Below are 17,367 nucleotides of genomic sequence, written 5' to 3' on the forward strand. Positions count from 1 at the left end.
ACTGATGACCGGTAACGGAGCAATCGGTGTCATTGAATCACTGGATCGACCGCTTCCAGCCGGGCTAGAGTCCGCTGCCGGTTTATTAGATTTTACTCCCAATAACACCATTGTCATGCCGGATAAATCCGTGGCATCGAATTGTAAGGTGCCGCCTTCCCTGGCGGCGTTGTTAACGTATTCCTCCGAACACGCTAAACCGGGTATTCCGGGTAATCGAGTGCCTGTCACGTGGCTCCGGCCCTATTGATCAAGGGTATTCCGTTTAAGCTGAGCTCGGCTAAGCCCCTGGCGGTGTGCCCTTCGACAGGCTCAGGGCGAACGGTATTTGAAGGCTCGGTTAATCACTCATTGCTCCTGAACGCCTGGTACCACTTGCCGCCGCGGAATCACCAACGGCGCGTCCGGGTTTTGCGGATGACGGCTGATGCTGACCGGGTAGGCGAATACTTGCCGGATCAGCTCGCTGTTCAGGGTTTGCGCCGGCGTGCCGATGGCGGCCAGCCGGCCTTGATGCAGCAGGGCGATACGGTCGGCGTACAGCGCGGCCAGATTCAGGTCGTGTAAGACCGCCAACACCCCGGCCTGTTGTTCGTCGGCGAAGCGGCGGGCGATGGCCAGCACCGCGTGCTGATGGGCCAGGTCCAGCGCCGAGGTGGGTTCGTCCAGCAACAAATAGCGATGCAGCGGGTCTTGCGGTTCCCAGATTTGCGCCAGCACCCGCGCCAGTTGCACTCGTTGGCGTTCGCCGCCGGACAGCGTGGTGTAGATGCGCTCGGCCAGATGGCCGGTATCGGTCATCGCCAGCGCCTGTTCGGCAATGGCCCGGTTTTGCGCGGCGCTGTGGGTTTTGCGTTGCGGGCTGCGGCCCATCAAGGCCACGTCGCGCGCTGTGAAGCGGAATGCCAGTCCGGCGCTTTGCGGCAACACGCCGCGCAGCAAGGCCGCCTGTTGCGGCGGCCATTCCGCCAGCGGCCGGCCGTTCATCGTCACTTGGCCGGCGAACGGCGCCAGTTCGCCGCTGATGGCCCGCAACAGGCTGGATTTGCCGGCGCCGTTTGGGCCGACCACGGCCAGCACTTCGCCGGGGCGCAGTGCCAGCGTCACGCCGTCCAGCAAGGTTTTCGCGCCGACGCGCAGGCTCAGGTCTATGGTTTGCAGCATTTTAATGACCCATCAGTTTTTGCCGGAACAGCAGCCACAGAAAAAACGGACTGCCGAGCAGGCCGGTGACGATGCCGATCGGGATTTCGGCCGGTGCCGCCAAACTGCGGGCCAGATCATCGGCGCAGATCAACAATAAGGCACCGAGCAGCGCCGACGCCGGCAACAGCCAGCGGTGATCCGGGCCCAGTGCCAGCCGCAATAGATGCGGCACCACCAGACCGACGAAGCCGATCACGCCGGACAAGGCCACCGCCGCGCCGACGCCGAGCGCGACCAAGGCCACCACGCCGGTTTTGATGGGTTCGACCGGAAATCCCAAATGGCCGGCTTCGGCCTCGCCGAGCAGCAAGGCGTTCAAGGCATCGGCCAGCCACGGCAACAGCAGCAGATTGGCCAGTAAAAACGGCGCGCCGATGGCAACGCCGTCCCAACCGGCGCCGTTCAGGCTGCCCAAACTCCAGAAGGTCAAGCTGCGCAACTGGTCGTCGTCGGCCAGATAGACCAGTAAGCCGGTGGCCGAGCCGGCCAGCGCGTTGATGGCGATGCCGGACAACAACAGCGAGGCTACGTCCAGCCGGTCGCCGCTGTCGGCCAGCCGGTACACCAGCCAACTGACCCCAAAACCGCCGGCGATGGCCGCGACCGGCAATAAATAGGCGCCGAATGCGCCGGCCACGGCGCCGAACAGACTGTCGCGCAACACGATGACCGCCACCGCGGCCAGCGCCGCGCCGCTGGAAACGCCGATCAAGGCCGGATCGGCCAGCGGATTGCGGAACAAGCCCTGCATCGCCGCGCCGGATGCGGCCAAGGCGCCGCCGACCAGCAAAGCCAACACCAGGCGCGGCGCGCGGATCGCCAGCAGCACCGCTTGCTGGTCGGTGCCGAAGGGCCAGGGTAGGGCGATACCGAAGCGGTCGGCGACGATGGCGGCGGCCTGGCCGGCCGAGATGGCGACCGCGCCGCTGCCCAGCGAGGCCAAGGCGACGACGGCCAGCAGCAATGCCAGCAGCCAGCACAGGCCGGCGCGGCTCATGGCCGGTTTCAGCCGAAGACGCGGTCCCGCCGTCGCCATCGCGGCATGGACGGTCATCGGCCTGCCCCCGCGTCGGCGGCAACTGCCGGTTCGCCGTGCAGCCGTTTGGCCAGTTCCAGCACGGTCTGGCCGCTGTGCAAGCCAAAGCCGAGCAAGGCCAGGGTATCGACGATAAAGACTTTACGTTGCCGGCCGGCTGGGGTGTGGGCGATGCCGGGTTGCCGGTAGAACGCTTCCAGGCCGCCGATGGCGTTGGCGGCGACGTCGGTCAACAAAATCGCGTCCGGCGCGGCGGCGACCATCGCTTCGGTACCGATGGGTTTGTTGCCTTGCAGTTCGCCGGCGGCGTTGGCGGCGCCGGCCAGCGTTAATACCGCGTCGGCGGCGGTGCCGCGTCCCGAAGCCAGCGGCGCGCCGTGAGCCACCGCCATCAAAAACAGCACTTTGGGGTATTCACGGCTTTGCGAGCGCCATTGCGCCAGTCGATCGAAGTCGGCTTGCACTTGATCGGCCAGTTCCCGGCCGCGTTCGGGCTGTTCCAGCAACGCGGCGATCGCGCCGATTTTGGCGGCGATGCCGGCGGCGGAATAGTCTTCGGCTAGCGTTTGAATTTGCACGCCGGCCGCGCGCAATTGCTCCAGCACCGCCGGCGGGCCGGCGTGGGCGCTGGCCAGCACCAGATCCGGTTTTAGCGACAACACGCCTTCGGCCGACAGCGTGCGCATGTAGCCGACTTGCGGCAGCGCCTGGGCGGCGGCCGGGATCAGGCTGGTGCTGTCGACGCCGACCAGACGCTCGGCGCCGTCTAGGGCGTAGACGATTTCGGTCAGCGCGCCGCCGACCGAGACGATGCGGCCCGGCCCGGCGGCGTCGGCCGGCGCGGCGGCGGTTAGCCAAAAGAGGGCCGCGCAGGCGGTTCGCGCAAGTTTATGGCTTATTGATCCGGCCCTTAACTGTGTGAACCGTTCGTGCTGATTTGGTAGAAGTACAAGCCGCCTTTCGACAGGCTCAAGGCGAACGGATATTAAAACTTCACTAGGCCGGATCAATAGGGATGTAGTCTGTTTCATGTTCGGTTTTTCGTTTGATTCATTCATTAGGCCCTATTTATCCCTGGTGTTCCGTTCGGGCTGGGCTCGTCGAAGCCCGAGGTAGTTCGCCCTTCGACAGGCTCAGGACGAACGGTATTTAATGGCAGGATCGATAGGCTGCCTCGCTCGCGGCTAAAGTCGCTCCGCCTATGCCGGCGCTTCGGCCGGTTTGCGGGTCTGGTGGCCGACGTCGTTGACGTGGCGGATTTGCGCCAAGTCGTCGCCTTCGATCGCGAACGCCTTGGCGAAACCTTGCACGAAACTGCCGCGTTGCGGCCGTATCCGGAACAAATGAAAGTCCTGCATTTTTCGCAATTGGCGGATGAAGGCGCCGAATTTTTCCTCGAACAGACTCATCAGGTATTCGAAGGATGCGGTATCGCGGTCGATTTCGGCGGCGGCGCAGTGGTAGGTCACGCGCTGGCGGGCGAACAAGTGCGCGGCCTTGGTTTCGTCCTCGACGAACAGCAGACAGACCTTGCCGTTGTCGAGCAGGTTACGGGTATGGGCGGATAGTTCACTGACGTAGATGTAGTAGTCGCCGTCGTGGCGCACGTAGGCGGCGTAACTGGCTTCCGGTTCGCCGGCGGCGCCGACGGTCGCCATCAGCACCGAGTCGAAGCTTTGCGGCAGGGCTTGACAGGCGGCGCGGACTTGGTCGAGATCGATGTTTGGGTGGTTCATGATAAAAGTTCTCCGGGAAAAAATGACAAAGTGGTCGGGCTAGACCTGGGTTGGTCTTGGGGATGCCGAGCGCTGTAGTGCCGCCAGGAAGTCGCGCCACGGCGGACTCTCGCCGGCGTCTTCGTCGAATTCGCCGCATAGCGCCGCGACGGTTCGGCCGGCGCCGTCGCGCAGCAGCAGGCCGCTAAAGCGTTGGTGGCGGAAGGCTAGTTCGGCGATCGCCAAGTGATCGATGGCGGTCTCGTTTAAATGCAGATTGAACTGGGGATCGAGGATGTTGAACCAGGGACCGGTAATCCGCAGGTTTTGCACCGGGCCGGCATGGACTTGCAACGCGGCGCGGCTGGCGGTCAGGATGTGGATAGGCAGCAAGGCTTGCGCCAGTTGACCGACGAAATCCCGAAACAGCCCGGCCGGCAGGCACGCGGCCGCTTGCCGGGTTTCGGCGTGGCGCCACAATGCGGTCCAGCGCTGCCATTGGGCCGGCAACTCCGGCTGCGGGTTTAGCCACGGCGCGCCGGGCGCGGTGGCGGGCAGTTCCAGCCGTGCCGATTGATCGGCGGCGCGAAAGCGCTCGACTAAATCCCGATAGGCTTGGATATTCGCGCCTTGGTTTATGACCCCGGCCCGATTGCTCGAGGGCATTCCGTTCGGGCTCGGTTCGTCTAAGCCCGAGGTCGTTCGTCCTTCGACAGGCTCGGGGCGAACGGTCTTTAAGGGTTGGGATAATAGATATATCTTGTGGATGGCTTCGCCGTCGGCACCGAAGAATTGCAGACTGCGGCGCGGGCCGTCGGCCGACGCTTCGCTGACCGCGTAAGCGCAATACCAGTCGCTTAGCGCCAGACACAGGTCGATGCGGCGGCCGGCGACGATCGCCAGCCGGCCGTGGGCTTGCGGCCGAGCGTATTCGCCGGTTTTTTCGTGGACGGCGGCGGCGTTGCGGGTCAGCGCCATCACCGGTCCCAGTGCGGCGACGCCGCTCAGCAGCGCCGGCCAGTCGCCGGCTTGCAGCCGGATGACGTTGTCGCCGCAGCCCGTGGCCAACAGTTCCGCTTCGCTGACGCCCAGCGTGGCGGCCGCGTCGCGTATCCGCAGGTGCGGCCGGCAACTCAGCAATTCGCGCCATGCGGCTTTTAAGGTGTCCGGCGCGGTGGCGTCTTGGGTCAATTGAGTGTTTAGCATAGCGATTCTCCTACAGGTCGAGGAAGGGGCCGCCTTGCGCGGCGGGGGGCTCGCGCAAGGCGGCGGTCGCATCAAGCGGCCAGGGAGTTACGGCGGTTCGCGTAGAGCAGCGACATCAGACCGGTACCGAACATCCAAACCGCCGCCGGCAACGGCACGTTGGAAATCGGTCCGCCCGAGGTAGTCAGCGGACCGATGTCGATTGCCACTTGGCCCAGGCTCAGGCTGGGTTCGGCGCTGCCGAACGTGAATTGATAGCTGGCCGCCGCGGTCGGCAGATCCCAAAAGGCCAGATACTGCACCAGCGCGACCGCGCCGAACGAGCTGTCGTAGGCCGGATCGTAGTAGGTCTGCGCGGTATAGGTCGGCGCCTCGCCGTTGAGCAGAATGCTGGAGTAATTGGCTTCGACGCCCCAGGTTTCGAATTGCAGCACCGCGCGGGTGGCGCCGGAAGTACTGCCGCTCAGCGAGGCGACGAAGTTTTCGACGACGCTGAAGCTGTACAGATTGCCCGAGCCGGCCACGAAGGTGCCGCTGTTCCAGGCCAGATTGGCATTGCTGGTGCCGGCGCTGCCGACGTCCGGCGCGGCGGTGCGAGTGCCGGGGTAGGAACTGTCGACGAAGGTGTCCCATTCCGCGTAGAGCGTGCCGGTGTCGCCGCGATCCCAACCGCCCCAAGCGGCTTCGCTGGGGGTGTCGAAGCCGTAGCCGGCCGCGTAGGGATCGGGATTGTTGGTGTAATCGGCGTTGGCGATGCCGGCAACGGCCAGCAGGCTGGCGATCAGGGTCGATTGATGCAAGTGTTTCATGGGTAATGTCCTTTGAATGAATGTGAACGCAGCTCTTCGCCAGGAAGACGGTGCGCGGGTATTGCCGAATATACGATCCGCCGCTTCGGCCCCGAGCCGGCGATCCACGATGGCTGACGCCATCGGCGGTGGCGGATGGGAAAAACTCATGAGGTTTCGTCCAGGCCAGCCCGCTCGCGCGGCGGCGCGGCGAGTTCCGTCGGCGGCCGGTAGCGGGACTGGAAATCCACGACATAGCGGTATTGCTTGCCGCAATGAATGATGACTTCCTTCTGGCCGCGCTTGAGCAGGCGCATTTCCACGCGCAGTTCGCCGAAGCCGTCGTGGTGCAACAGTTCGTCGAACAAGGCTTCCAGTTGTTTTTTCGGGCCGTTGGCCCGGTGGCTATGATTCATCGTGGTTCTCTTCAGTAAGCGATTTTCAGCGTGATGCCGAGGTTGCGGCCGGGCCGGGAATAGCGGTCGCGGATGTCGGCATTGGCGAACGGACCCAAATTCCGGTGCGGATTGCTTTCCTGGGTGTCCACGTCTTCCCAATCGATGTAACGGCTGTCGAAGACGTTGAACACGCCCAGGTTTAGGCTGACGTGCGGATTGATCCGGTAATAGGCGTTGAAATCGACGACGCCGTAGCCGCTGGTCAAATAGCTGGCGTCGGCCGGCGCCGTGGCCGCCTGTTTGGGGCCGACCAGGGTCAGGATCAGTTCGCCGCCCCAATCGCCGGCGGCTCGATCGTAACGCAGGCCGACCACGCCCTTGATAGGACTGATCTTACGCAACGCGACATCGTCGCTCCGGCCGCTACGCAGATTGGTACCTTCGGTGTAGGAGCCGCTCAGCAGCAGGCTAGCGCCGGACAGTTCGGGCCAAAACCAATCCAGAAATACTTGGCTCTTGAATTCGACGCCTTGCATGCGGATCGGATCGGGGCTGTTGACGGTTTGAAAGGTCAGGTATTGGCAGCCGCTGCCTTGATCGCAGATGGTCGCGTCGTACATGAAGTCCTCGTAGTCGTTGCGGAACAAGGTCGCGTCGAATTGGCCGGCGCCGCCCTGGCCGCGCAAGCCGACTTCGGCGCCGACGCTGGTTTCCGGGGTTAAGGCGCTGTTGGGTATCGTGGTGTAGCCGAAAGTGGCATTGGTAAAGCCCAGATTGCTGTCGCTGAAGTTGGGACCCCGGAAGCCGTGGCTATATTGGCCGTGCAGCGTGAAGGTGGCGTTCAAATGCAGTAGCGCGCCGAATTTGGGTAGAAAGGCTTCGGCGTCCTTAATGGTCGGTACGATGGGGGCCGCGCCTTCCGCGACGGCTTGGGCCGAAGCCTTTTCGAACAGGTAGTCGCTTTGCGGCAATAGCCGGTAGTATTCCCAACGGCCGCCGGGGATCAGTTCGACGCGCCGGTCGAATAGGCCTATCGTGTCCTGCAGGTAAGCGCCGGCCTTGGTAACGGTGCTGAGCGGAAAGTCGCGCACCGGAAATTCGTCGGGCAGTATCGTATGGGTGACGGTACCCTTGCCGTTGCCGCACTCCGGCGTGACGCCGCCCTGGCGCGGCGGACGCGGTTTGCCGGTCAGGCAGGTTAGGGTGCCGTCGCGCTGCTGGGCCACGCTGTTTTTGCTGATCTGGCCGCCGTATTGCAGGTCGTGCTCGCCGACGGCGAACTGGAAATGCTTGTCAAGTCGCAGTTGGCCGCCGAAGTCCTGGTTATCGAAATCGAAGATGCGCTCGACCAATACGTGGCCGTTGGCATTGGAGGTCCGGTCCTGAAAAGTGACCTGGCGGGTGGCCGAGCGTTGCGTGTAAAACTGCCAGAAGACTTGGTCGAACAGCGGCGTTTGCACGGCTTTCAGCGTGTGGTCCAGTGCCAGTCGCCAACGCGATTGGTCGTCGTCGGTCAACATCCGGTTGACGAAGCGGTTGCTGATGTCCAGATTCTGGCCGTACAACGCGTCGAACTCCGAGACTTTGTTCAGCCATTCGCCGCTGATCCGCAGCACGTTGTCGTCGTTGAAGCGGTACAGCAATTTAGCCAGCAGGTTGTAACCCTGATTGTCTTGCGGGCTGGGCAGGGTTCGCCGCGCATCGCGGCTGTCGATGCCGCCTTGGTTGTCGGTTTCGTTGCCGTGGCTGTGGGTGAACACCGCCAATCCCTCCCAGCCGCCCAGCGCGCCGGCGGCGGTGCCGGTTTGGCTGAATTGGTTATCGGTGGTGTTGTAATGCAATTTCAGGCCGGTATAGCTGGTTTTGCCGAATACCTTCAAATAGTCTCGCGGGTCCTTGGTGACGAAATTGACGGTGCCGCCCAGCGCGTCGCCGCCATAGGCCGCCGGGCCGCTGCCGCGTACGATCTCGACCGCTTTCAGCGCGTCCATGTCCACCGCGTTGCGGGTTGAATTGGCGAACGAGCCGATGCTGAAGCTGTCCGGCAGGCGCACGCCGTCGATCTGCATCAATACCCGGTTGCCGCCTAGTCCGCGTATCGTGAAGCCGGTCGAGCCGAAACGCTGCGGATCGCTGCCGACATTGACGCCGGGTTCGTAGCGAATCAGATCCTTGATGTCGCGGACCATGCGTTGCTCTATCGTCGCCGCGTCTATCGTCGATTGGGTACCGGCTGAGGCGGTCTTTTTGACTTCTGCGGCGGATTTGACCGTGACGGTCGGTAGCTCGAGGTCTTCCGCCGCGTCCGTGGAAGGCTCTTCGGCGTGTGTCGGACCGGCCAACAGCCACAGCATCAGGCACAGCCGGCAATGCCGCGCATCTCGCTTGGGCAGAGGCTTCGGATAGCGGCGTCGGACGCCGGGTATCGTCGAAAATTCGTGTATGTCAACCATGTGTTGTCGCAAGCAGTCGGAATCGCTGGCTGCCTGGCACGCTGGCTAGGGGGCTGACGGGGTTTAAGGTCAAATAATGTCGACAGGCCGTTTGGGCCGTGTCGTCGTCAAGTTGGCCGGTCGGCCAATCCGATTTATAAAGTGGCCCCATCTATCACGGGTATTTCCGTTCGGGCTGGGTTCGGCTAAGCCCAGGCTGGCGTGCCCTTCGACAGGCTCGGGGCGAACGGTGTTTATAAGGGCCGGGTTAATTCTACTTTGTCAGATTTAAGCAATGCCGTCATGCCCGCCGGGACGCGGGCATCCAGTGCCATGGATGGCAAGCTTCGATCCGTCCGTGAGGTCTGGATTTCGGCAATCCCTGCCGAAATGACGGGCACTACCGAGAATCTGACAAAGTAGCATTAATAAATCGGTACTTTCTCTATCAGCCGGAGACGCCATGGCGTCGTCGGGCCGTTCGATGGCTTGGCGGCAAACGGAAGGGTGACATCCTTGTCGGCCGACCTATCCTGGTCGGCATCCGTCGCAGTCACGACCGCCGCGCTGTTCAAACGGCGGTTCGCGGCAGCCTTGCCATCAGTGCTCGGGTTCCGCGCCGGGAGCGGTACGGATAACATCGGAATTCGCATGCGTGCTCCGTGAGACTAGCGTTGTCCTCGAGTATTCGGCTACCTGGCGGGCGAAGGCTGGGTGGCGGGTTGGCCGGATCGCGGTCCGGCCGCGCGGGTTAAGGTTTTTCCGGCTCGGAGACGAAACCGATTCGGGTGACGCCGGCCTTGGCGGCATCGGCCAAGGTCTCGGCGACGAAACGGTACGGCACGTTTTGGTCGGCGCGCACATGCAGTTCCGGCTGTTCGGGCGACTGGGCGATTTCCGTCAGGCGCCGCCGAGATTCGTCGCGGTCGATCGCGTCTCGATTCCAGAATATCCCTCCGTCCGCGTCGATGGACAGCGCGATCGGCGGTTGCTCGGGCCGTTGCGGAATGCTGCTGGCCTTGGGCAGGTCGATTTTCACCGCGTGGGTCATCATCGGCGCGGTGATCATGAAAATCACCAGCAGCACCAGCATTACGTCGATCAAGGGGATCATGTTGATTTCCGACACGGTGTGGCCGCCGGCGCCCTGTTTGTCGAAGCCGCCGAAAGCCATTAGTGTTCTCCGCCAACGTAAGCCAGTTCCGCGCCGATGGGCTGAGTGGGGATCTGGCCCGGATTCAGCGCGCTGCCGGTGGTCAGGAAGGCAAACAGATCATGGGCGAAGCCGTCCAGGCGCGACAGCAACAGGCGATTGCCGCGCACGCAGTCGTTATAGGCCAGTACCGCCGGAATCGCGACCGCCAAACCCAGGCCGGTCATGATCAGCGCCTCGCCGACCGGTCCGGCGATCTGGTCCAAGGTTGCCAGCCCGCCTTGACCGATACCGACCAGCGCGTGATAAACCCCCCACACCGTGCCGAACAGGCCGACGAAAGGCGCGGTGCTGGCGATCGAGGCAAGCGCGGTCAGGCCCCACTCCAGTTGGGCGGTTTCTTCGTCGATGGCGCGGCGCATCGCTCGGGTCAGGAAGTCGCTCGCCGAGCCGGCTTGCTGCAAACCGTGGCCGTGGCGGGCGTGGTGCTGACTGGCCGCCAGCGCATGCCGGGTTAGGTTGCTGAATGGATCGCGGCCTCGCACCTGGCTCGCGACCTCGGATAAGGTGTCAGCGTTCCAGAAGCGGCGAAGAAAGTCGTCGGCCTGGCGCCGCACGCGCACCGCGCGCCACGCTTTCACGACGATGAAATACCAACTGGCCACCGACATCGTCAGCAGCAGGCCGAACAGGCCGGCTCCGACGCTGTCGGTTTGGCTCAGAAAGTGATTGAGGCTTTGGTTGAGTTCCATGGTTTATCCTTCCAGAGAGAATGAAACGGGTATCACGACCCAGGCGGAGACGGCTTGTTCGCCGCGTCGAGCCGGTACGAAACGCCATTGTTTGACGGTTTCCAGCGCGGCTTGGTCGAGGCGGTCGTAGCCGCTGGTTTTTCGCAACGTGACTTGGTCGACGCCGCCGCCGCCGTTGACCAGGACCCGGAGCAGAACCTTGCCCTGTTCGCCCAGTTGGCGAGAAGCGGGGGGGTAGGTAGGCGCCGGATTGTTTAGATAATCGGCGTTCAGGTTCGGTAGGCTCAACGGCGCGGAGGCGGTGGCGGTTTCCGCTGGCGCGGACGTCGGCGCGGGCGCCGAAGGGGTGATTGCGGGGTTTGGCGCGGATTCGGCGGGCGGCAATTCCGGTATGGGTTCCGGCGCGACGCTTGCGGCGGATTCATGGTTGGCCGCCGCGATTAGACGCGGTTGCTTGAGCGGTTTGGCGGCGGCCTTGGTTTTGTTGACCGCCTTGGCCGGTGTCGGGACCGGCGGTTTTGGCTGGACTTGCGGCGGCTTCGATGCCGGTTGGGCGCTATTGATCCATTCCACCATGATGGGGCGCGGCGGCGTCGGCGATGGTTGGGTATCACTGTTCGGCATCAAGCCGAACCAGGTCAGATGCAGTCCGATTGCCAAAACCAAACCTAAGCCGCTTTCGTTGATTTCAGCGGTGCGTGCGGTGATGGCCGCGGATTGATACGGACGCTCGGCCGGCAAAAAGCGCATCGGCGCCAGGCAGGATAGCGAACGTAAGCGGTGGGTCGGTAACATGACAGCCTCTCCGTCAAGGGTGGAAAAGATCGGCTGGCTACCGGAGGGTGGCTGGCTGAGGTGGATGGAACGCGCTATTTGGTCAAAATCAGTTTGCCGTTGCTGGTAATGCGCAGTCGGTATTCTTCGCCTTGGTGCTCAATGACGATCTCGGTTTGGGCGCCGAACAGCGCGCGACTGTTCAGTCGCGGTCGGTTGCGCAAGGCCTCGGCATTGGCGCCGGCGGTTTTTGCCGTTGGGTTGGTGTTGGTTTCATTCATAGGTTTCTTCCGGAATGGGTCGCGACGAATTTACTGGTATCGCGGCAGGCCGCCGTCCCGCCGATCAAGCAATAAGCCCGTCACTCGCTGCCAGTGGTCGTGCAGCTGTAAATACATATCGCGACTGGCGGCGGTATGGTCCAATTGCGGATGGCTTAACAGCAGCGCCAGCTGGCTGACGATGCGGTGCGCTAGTTTCGGACAATGCCGGCCGTTGATGAATTGGGTCATTAGCAAGCAGGTCATCGTGTGTAGCTGCGTCAATTCACGGCCGTGGGCCGGGCTGGATAGTTGATCGTCGAACATGATGCCTCCGCAAACTTTGGAAATGATCAAAAACGCCGCACGCTGTTTAACGTGTTCAAGTTGTGCAGGTGCGGCGTGACAGGACGAGAGAACACTGTCGGTTACAAATGATAATGATTCTCAAATTCGAGTCAAGCGGAATTTTTGGGTGATATCGTAAAAAGGGGCTTAAAAGACTTTGCGTTTGCAGGATTCGAGGGTTTAGAGCGACGCGTTTACATTGGTGTGCGAATGTCGCCGTAAGTTAGTACCCGGTGAGTTTGGAAATGGCCGGAGTTGCGGGTATTTCGGTGACGGAGGGGGCAGCAATGGACCTGACTGCGCCGGTTTGCTGACGCGATCGGTAACGGATTGTTGGTGATGGGGCGGTGAGGCGCGCCCGACGAATCGGCGGGCGCTCGAAGAAAGGTCTCTGTGCTGGTTAAATCCAGTCGGAATCGCTGTCATCGACGGCATCGGCGTCATAGCCGCTATCGTCGCCGACCAAATAGTCGTTGCGATTATCGTCCGCTTGGGCGGTCTGGATTGCGTCGTCGCCGTAATAGTTGTTGATGACGGTTTGTTCCGGCATCAATTCGTTGGCGCCGTTGTGATTTCCCCAGGCAGATCCGCCGAAGCCGCTACCGTGTTGCCCCAACAGGCTTTCGATACCTTGAAACAAAAACGATCCCGCCACGACCCCAGCCGCCGTGGTGGCGATGTTGCCGAGAAAACTGGAACCGCCGCCGAAACTGCTCGCTTGCGACGGCATTGCCGCCGTTCTAGGGGGCTGGTAGCTGCCGGCACCCGGAATGCCCGCGCCCGACGGTTGCGCCCACGGGTCGTTTTGCAAAAATCCGCCGCGTTGCGGCGTGTTCTGCAATTGGTTTTGAAGCTCGGCGATTTGTGCTTTCGCGGCGTTTAGGGCTTGGTCTTGCAACATCGCGCGTTGGACCAACAGGTAGGCGGCATCCGGCTGTCGCGCGACTGCCTGGGCGATCAGCGCTTCGGCTTCGGCGTCCTTGGCGGTCAATTTGAATTCGCTCAAGGGTTTCAAAAACTGGGTAAGTTGATCGCGTTCTTGTGGATTCATAGGAATGGCTCACTGACGTTAAAATAAGCCGGCCCCGCGGCCGGTGTCGCAACTGACTGCCGGATCGGCATAAAGTTTCCAAGAGTCTGGGGATGGCTGGCGGATTTTCAATAGCACTGCGATCTCGCGTGGTGTTGGGAAAGTCACGAATTACGCGGTGTGAACTTAGAGCCAGGCACGCATTGAGCCGGGCAGAGGAGCCGGCCAAGCGAAGACGTTGTCGCCGGCCATAAGCCGGCGACAGACTGAAGCGAATCGGACTGGGTAAGCGTTGCGGGCTCGGTCCTTTCGCCGGAGAGACGGTTTACTGGGCTTTCGCCAATTCGGCGCGCATTTCGGCGATGACGGCTTTGTAATCGGGCTTGCCGAAGATCGCCGAACCGGCGACGAAGGTGTCGGCGCCCGCTTCCTTAATCTCGCGGATATTGGCGGTGTTGACGCCGCCGTCGATTTCCAGGCGGATGTCCAAACCGCTGTCGTCGATGATTTTTCTGACCTGGCGCAATTTAGGCAGCGCGGAAGGCAGGAAGGACTGGCCGCCGAAGCCGGGGTTGACCGACATCAGCAAAATCATGTCGCATTTGTCCAGGACGTGGTCGAGGAAGGACAGCGGCGTGGCCGGGTTGAAGACCAGGCCGGATTTGCAGCCGTGGTCGCGGATCATTTGCAGGCTGCGGTCGATGTGGCGCGAGGCTTCCGGGTGGAAGGTGATGTAACTGGCGCCGGCCTTGGCGAAGTCGGGAATGATGCGATCGACCGGTTCAATCATCAAATGCACGTCGATCGGCGCGGTCACGCCGTGCTTGCGCAACGCGTCGCAAACCAAGGGGCCTATCGTCAGATTCGGTACAAAATGGTTGTCCATCACATCGAAATGCACAATATCCGCGCCGGCATTCAACACGTTGACGACTTCCTCGCCCAAACGCGCGAAGTCGGCGGAAAGTATGGAGGGTGCAATCAGATTATCAGCCATTTTTTTATCCTGTTGGTGAGGTGAAGACCCGACATTATATTAAGTATTCGCGGTGAATTTCGGTTTTTTTGGCCGTAGTCAGCCGGGCGCTAGCTAGGTTCGCCGAGTCCGTGTCGGGACGGTTTTTAGCTGGGATTCGAGGATGGGGCGAGTGCGAGGTCACTTCGCCTCTGGAGGCTGTCGTAAAAATCAAAACAGAAACCTCTTCCGCGCGGAGAGGGGGGCGTTAACGATACCCGCCCTCAGACGACAGCCGTATTGATGTCCGACGCCGGTTTGACGATGCCTTGCCGGCTGGCCAGCAAGGTCAGTTCCGCCATATTTTTTACGCCCAGTTTGTCCTTGATCGCGGTCGCGTGGTTGCAAACGGTTTTGTAACTCAGGCAGAGTTTTTCGGCGGCCTCCCGCGACGTCAAGCCGTTCGCCAACAGGCAGAAAATGTCGAATTCGCGCGGCGACAAGGCCTTGATCTTGGTCTCTTCATCCTGGTCCACGGCCATATTGATCGCCAGCTGCTGGGCGATATCCGGATCGACATAGGTACCGCCCTCGGCGATCGTGCACACCGCCGTCACCAAGGTGTCGGGCTCGTTGTTTTTAGTGATGTAACCTTTCGCGCCGGCTTTGATCGCCCTGGTCACGTAAACCAGTTCGTTGTGGATGCTGAACACCAGGATGCGGCACTGCGGGTGTCGGCTCAACAGGCGGCGTATCGACTCGAAGCCGCCCAATCCGGGCATCGACAAATCCATGACCACCACGTCCGGCGTCTGCTTGGAATAGAGTTGGCAGGCGGTTTCGCCACGGTCCGCCTCGTAAATTTCGCCGATGCGTTCAGATAGACCTAGGTAGGTTTTATAACCGGTTCTGACGACCGCGTGGTCGTCTACCAGCAAGACATTGATTTTACGATTCACTGAGTTCAGCCGGAAAAAAGTGGGTTGGATTGCCGGCGGCGTTGGTGCGTCGGATCCGGGTTTGCATAGCGGCTTCGATGCCGCACGTGGTCATGATGCCCGTTTTCGTCGATTCGGACTATGGGAGCTTTTCCTGTTCTGATCGCGGTGTCGCGTGGCTGTACGGGAATATTTCTCGACAATTTTCTTGTCATTTTCCCCGTTTCTTCATGGATTCTTCCGTAACGCCGCAAGGGGGGCTTTCTTTACCATTTGCGGCAGCATGGCACGGCCGGTCTTAAGTCTTCGTGTGCGACTTGATCGAGACGGCTGATGTGAAAAGGCGATGGTTTCGCCGCGGGTTCCCGGATCAAGCCTAAGTCGAGCGCACCCCCGTTCGGTTTCGGTGGGGACTGTCGTTGGCGCATCGGCTTTTTAATCTAAGGCTCCCTTAAACCTGATCTGTCGGGCCATGCACCCCACATAAACAACACAGGAGGATTCATGCAAATTTCACGATTTGCCAAGCAGGTCACGACATCGGCTCTATTGACGAGCGCCGCGCTGGCCGTGTCGCAATCGGCACAGGCGAATAAGGAACTTGAACAATTGTCCAAGCAAAACACCAACTGGGTGATGCAGACCAAGGACTACAGTTCCACGCATTTCAGCGAGTTGATCGACATCAATGCCAATAACGTCAAGAATTTGAAAGTTGCGTGGTCGTTTTCGACCGGCGTACTGAACGGTCATGAAGGTGGCCCCTTGGTCGTCGACGGCATCATGTACGTGCATACGCCGTATCCGAATAACGTGTTTGCGCTGGATTTGAACAATCCCGACAAGATTTTTTGGCAATTCAAGCCTAAGCAAAATCCCGCCGCTCGCGCCGTGGCTTGCTGCGACGTCGTCAATCGCGGGCTGGCATATGCACCGGCGGGCAAGGATTACCCCGCCACGATCTTTCTGAATCAGTTGGACGGTCACATCGTCGCGCTGAACGCCAAGACCGGCGAAGTTTTGTGGAAAATGGAAAATTCCGACATCGCGATGGGTTCGACTCTGACCATGGCGCCGTTCGTCGTTAAGGACAAAGTCATCGTCGGTTCCGCCGGAGCCGAGTTGGGCGTGCGCGGTTATGCCACGGCCTACAACATCAAGGATGGCAAGCAGGCGTGGCGGGTGTACGCGACCGGTCCCGACGAAGACTTGAAACTCGCGAGAGACTTTAATAACGCCAATCCGCATTACGGTCAGTTTGGCTTGGGACAAAAAACCTGGGAAGGCGACGCCTGGAAAATCGGCGGCGGCACCAACTGGGGTTGGTACGCTTACGATAGCGACCTGGAGATGCTGTACTACGGTTCCGGTAACCCCGCGCCGTGGAACGAAACCATGCGGCCCGGCGATAACAAATGGACGATGACCATCTGGGGGCGCGACGTTAACACCGGCGAAGCCAAGTTCGGCTACCAAAAAACGCCGCACGACGAGTGGGACTATGCCGGCGTCAACTACATGGGCTTGTCCGAGCAAGTGGTCAACGGCAAAAAACGGAAATTGCTGACTCACCCCGACCGGAACGGTCTGGTTTACACCCTGGATCGTGAAAATGGCGATTTGATCAATGCCTTCAAAATCGACGACACCGTCAACTGGGTGAAAAAAGTCGATTTGCAAACCGGCTTGCCGATCCGCGACCCGGAATATTCGACACACATGGACCACCAAGCCACCGGCATCTGTCCGTCGGCGATGGGTTACCACAACCAGGGCATCGAATCCTACGATCCGAACAAGCAATTGTTCTTCATGGGTACCAACCACATCTGCATGGACTGGGAACCGTTCATGCTGCCTTACCGCGCGGGTCAGTTCTTCGTCGGTGCGACTTTGAACATGTACCCGGGTCCGAAAGGCACTTTGGGACAAGTTAAGGCGATGAACTCGGTCACCGGTAAAATGGAGTGGGAAGTTCAGGAGAAATTCGCGGTTTGGGGCGGCACCACCGCGACGGCCGGCGACTTGGTGTTCTACGGCACCTTGGACGGCTACATCAAGGCGCGCCATTCCAAAACCGGCGAGGAACTGTGGAAGTTCAAACTGCCTTCCGGCGTCATCGGTCACCCGATTACCTATAAACACAACAACAAACAATATGTTGCGATTTATTACGGTGTCGGCGGCTGGCCAGGCGTCGGCTTGGTATTCGACCTAGCCGACCCAACCGCCGGTCTCGGTGCGGTGGGTGCGTTCAAGGAGTTGGCGCATTACACCCAAATGGGCGGCGGCGTGATGGTGTTCTCGCTGTAAATCGTAGGGTGGGCACATCGTGCCCACCTTTGGTCGACCGAATCGGTGGGTATTGCATGCCCA

Annotated in this window: 18 protein-coding genes; 1 reads left to right on the forward strand and 17 read right to left on the reverse strand. The window is 61.0% G+C overall.

The genetic code is table 11. From position 1 onward, the window contains the following. Window positions 1–348 precede the first annotated feature (348 nt). The 17 genes from BJL95_RS11825 to BJL95_RS11905 all read right to left on the reverse strand — a co-directional run bounded on the left by BJL95_RS11825 (window position 349) and on the right by BJL95_RS11905 (window position 15,012). Window positions 349–1,164, reverse strand: a complete 816-nt coding sequence (locus tag BJL95_RS11825; protein ID WP_071158176.1) for a heme ABC transporter ATP-binding protein — start codon at window positions 1,162–1,164, stop codon at window positions 349–351. Window position 1,165: 1 nt separating this feature from the next. Continuing rightward, entirely contained in the window at window positions 1,166–2,260 is a 1,095-nt protein-coding gene (locus BJL95_RS11830) for an iron ABC transporter permease (protein ID WP_071158177.1), read from the reverse strand. Next, on the reverse strand, window positions 2,257–3,273 hold the full coding sequence (locus tag BJL95_RS11835; RefSeq protein WP_083385949.1) for a hemin ABC transporter substrate-binding protein: 1,017 nt from the start codon (window positions 3,271–3,273) through the stop codon (window positions 2,257–2,259). Before BJL95_RS11835 ends, BJL95_RS11830 begins: the two co-directional genes overlap by 4 nt. Window positions 3,274–3,441: 168 nt before the next feature. Then, window positions 3,442–3,978 (reverse strand): HugZ family protein, encoded by a 537-nt coding sequence (locus BJL95_RS11840; protein ID WP_083385951.1) that lies wholly within the window; start codon window positions 3,976–3,978, stop codon window positions 3,442–3,444. A 39-nt stretch (window positions 3,979–4,017) separates the two neighbouring features. Then, window positions 4,018–5,163 (reverse strand): ChuX/HutX family heme-like substrate-binding protein, encoded by a 1,146-nt coding sequence (locus tag BJL95_RS11845; RefSeq protein WP_071158179.1) that lies wholly within the window; start codon window positions 5,161–5,163, stop codon window positions 4,018–4,020. 71 nt (window positions 5,164–5,234) lie between these two features. Continuing rightward, window positions 5,235–5,972: a hypothetical protein gene (locus BJL95_RS11850; protein WP_071158181.1), complete on the reverse strand. Its 738-nt coding sequence runs from the start codon at window positions 5,970–5,972 to the stop codon at window positions 5,235–5,237. 146 nt (window positions 5,973–6,118) lie between these two features. Further along, window positions 6,119–6,367, reverse strand: coding sequence for a hypothetical protein (locus BJL95_RS11855; protein WP_064030080.1), 249 nt, complete (start codon window positions 6,365–6,367; stop codon window positions 6,119–6,121). Between the two features lie 11 nt (window positions 6,368–6,378). Further along, window positions 6,379–8,802, reverse strand: coding sequence for a TonB-dependent hemoglobin/transferrin/lactoferrin family receptor (locus BJL95_RS11860; RefSeq protein WP_254786782.1), 2,424 nt, complete (start codon window positions 8,800–8,802; stop codon window positions 6,379–6,381). Window positions 8,803–9,206: 404 nt separating this feature from the next. Continuing rightward, complete coding sequence (locus BJL95_RS11865; protein WP_139306232.1) at window positions 9,207–9,434, reverse strand: hypothetical protein; 228 nt, start codon at window positions 9,432–9,434, stop codon at window positions 9,207–9,209. A gap of 98 nt (window positions 9,435–9,532) precedes the next feature. Continuing rightward, the gene (locus BJL95_RS11870; protein ID WP_071158185.1) at window positions 9,533–9,955 is read right to left on the reverse strand and encodes a biopolymer transporter ExbD; all 423 of its coding nucleotides are present in this window, start codon (window positions 9,953–9,955) and stop codon (window positions 9,533–9,535) included. Then, window positions 9,955–10,686: a MotA/TolQ/ExbB proton channel family protein gene (locus tag BJL95_RS11875; RefSeq protein ID WP_064030086.1), complete on the reverse strand. Its 732-nt coding sequence runs from the start codon at window positions 10,684–10,686 to the stop codon at window positions 9,955–9,957. The genes BJL95_RS11870 and BJL95_RS11875 overlap by 1 nt, the downstream gene beginning before the upstream one ends. Before the next feature lie 3 nt (window positions 10,687–10,689). Beyond that, window positions 10,690–11,481: an energy transducer TonB gene (locus BJL95_RS11880; RefSeq protein WP_071158187.1), complete on the reverse strand. Its 792-nt coding sequence runs from the start codon at window positions 11,479–11,481 to the stop codon at window positions 10,690–10,692. Between the two features lie 74 nt (window positions 11,482–11,555). Then, complete coding sequence (gene hemP, locus BJL95_RS11885) at window positions 11,556–11,741, reverse strand: hemin uptake protein HemP (protein WP_071158189.1); 186 nt, start codon at window positions 11,739–11,741, stop codon at window positions 11,556–11,558. Between the two features lie 30 nt (window positions 11,742–11,771). Further along, window positions 11,772–12,047: a hypothetical protein gene (locus BJL95_RS11890; protein WP_064030092.1), complete on the reverse strand. Its 276-nt coding sequence runs from the start codon at window positions 12,045–12,047 to the stop codon at window positions 11,772–11,774. A gap of 421 nt (window positions 12,048–12,468) precedes the next feature. Next, window positions 12,469–13,119 carry a DUF2076 family protein gene (locus BJL95_RS11895; RefSeq protein WP_071158191.1) on the reverse strand — a complete coding sequence of 217 codons (651 nt, stop codon included), beginning with the start codon at window positions 13,117–13,119 and terminating at the stop codon, window positions 12,469–12,471. A 304-nt stretch (window positions 13,120–13,423) separates the two neighbouring features. Then, a complete protein-coding gene (gene rpe / locus BJL95_RS11900; RefSeq protein WP_071158193.1) occupies window positions 13,424–14,095 on the reverse strand; it encodes a ribulose-phosphate 3-epimerase in 672 nt (223 codons plus the stop codon). Between the two features lie 242 nt (window positions 14,096–14,337). Then, window positions 14,338–15,012 (reverse strand): response regulator transcription factor, encoded by a 675-nt coding sequence (locus BJL95_RS11905; RefSeq protein ID WP_064030099.1) that lies wholly within the window; start codon window positions 15,010–15,012, stop codon window positions 14,338–14,340. Window positions 15,013–15,495: 483 nt separating this feature from the next. Between BJL95_RS11905 and BJL95_RS11910 the strand changes: the two genes are divergently transcribed. Then, entirely contained in the window at window positions 15,496–17,304 is a 1,809-nt protein-coding gene (locus BJL95_RS11910) for a methanol/ethanol family PQQ-dependent dehydrogenase (protein ID WP_064030101.1), read from the forward strand. Window positions 17,305–17,367 lie beyond the last annotated feature (63 nt).

It is taken from the genome of Methylomonas sp. LWB, assembly GCF_001856095.1.
GTDB lineage: Bacteria > Pseudomonadota > Gammaproteobacteria > Methylococcales > Methylomonadaceae > Methylomonas > Methylomonas koyamae_A.

Bases quoted from the DNA above. Each gene is read 5' to 3' on its own strand.
- BJL95_RS11845 (WP_071158179.1), bottom strand. From the start codon at position 5,163: ATGCTAAACACTCAATTGACCCAAGACGCCACCGCGCCGGACACCTTA.
- BJL95_RS11835 (WP_083385949.1), bottom strand. From the start codon at position 3,273: ATGAAACAGACTACATCCCTATTGATCCGGCCTAGTGAAGTTTTAATA.
- BJL95_RS11870 (WP_071158185.1), bottom strand. From the start codon at position 9,955: ATGGCTTTCGGCGGCTTCGACAAACAGGGCGCCGGCGGCCACACCGTG.
- BJL95_RS11890 (WP_064030092.1), bottom strand. From the start codon at position 12,047: ATGTTCGACGATCAACTATCCAGCCCGGCCCACGGCCGTGAATTGACG.
- BJL95_RS11840 (WP_083385951.1), bottom strand. From the start codon at position 3,978: ATGAACCACCCAAACATCGATCTCGACCAAGTCCGCGCCGCCTGTCAA.
- BJL95_RS11875 (WP_064030086.1), bottom strand. From the start codon at position 10,686: ATGGAACTCAACCAAAGCCTCAATCACTTTCTGAGCCAAACCGACAGC.
- BJL95_RS11910 (WP_064030101.1), top strand. From the start codon at position 15,496: ATGCAAATTTCACGATTTGCCAAGCAGGTCACGACATCGGCTCTATTG.
- BJL95_RS11860 (WP_254786782.1), bottom strand. From the start codon at position 8,802: ATGGTTGACATACACGAATTTTCGACGATACCCGGCGTCCGACGCCGC.
- BJL95_RS11865 (WP_139306232.1), bottom strand. From the start codon at position 9,434: ATGCGAATTCCGATGTTATCCGTACCGCTCCCGGCGCGGAACCCGAGC.
- BJL95_RS11830 (WP_071158177.1), bottom strand. From the start codon at position 2,260: ATGACCGTCCATGCCGCGATGGCGACGGCGGGACCGCGTCTTCGGCTG.
- BJL95_RS11855 (WP_064030080.1), bottom strand. From the start codon at position 6,367: ATGAATCATAGCCACCGGGCCAACGGCCCGAAAAAACAACTGGAAGCC.
- BJL95_RS11825 (WP_071158176.1), bottom strand. From the start codon at position 1,164: ATGCTGCAAACCATAGACCTGAGCCTGCGCGTCGGCGCGAAAACCTTG.
- rpe (WP_071158193.1), bottom strand. From the start codon at position 14,095: ATGGCTGATAATCTGATTGCACCCTCCATACTTTCCGCCGACTTCGCG.
- hemP (WP_071158189.1), bottom strand. From the start codon at position 11,741: ATGAATGAAACCAACACCAACCCAACGGCAAAAACCGCCGGCGCCAAT.
- BJL95_RS11895 (WP_071158191.1), bottom strand. From the start codon at position 13,119: ATGAATCCACAAGAACGCGATCAACTTACCCAGTTTTTGAAACCCTTG.
- BJL95_RS11880 (WP_071158187.1), bottom strand. From the start codon at position 11,481: ATGTTACCGACCCACCGCTTACGTTCGCTATCCTGCCTGGCGCCGATG.
- BJL95_RS11850 (WP_071158181.1), bottom strand. From the start codon at position 5,972: ATGAAACACTTGCATCAATCGACCCTGATCGCCAGCCTGCTGGCCGTT.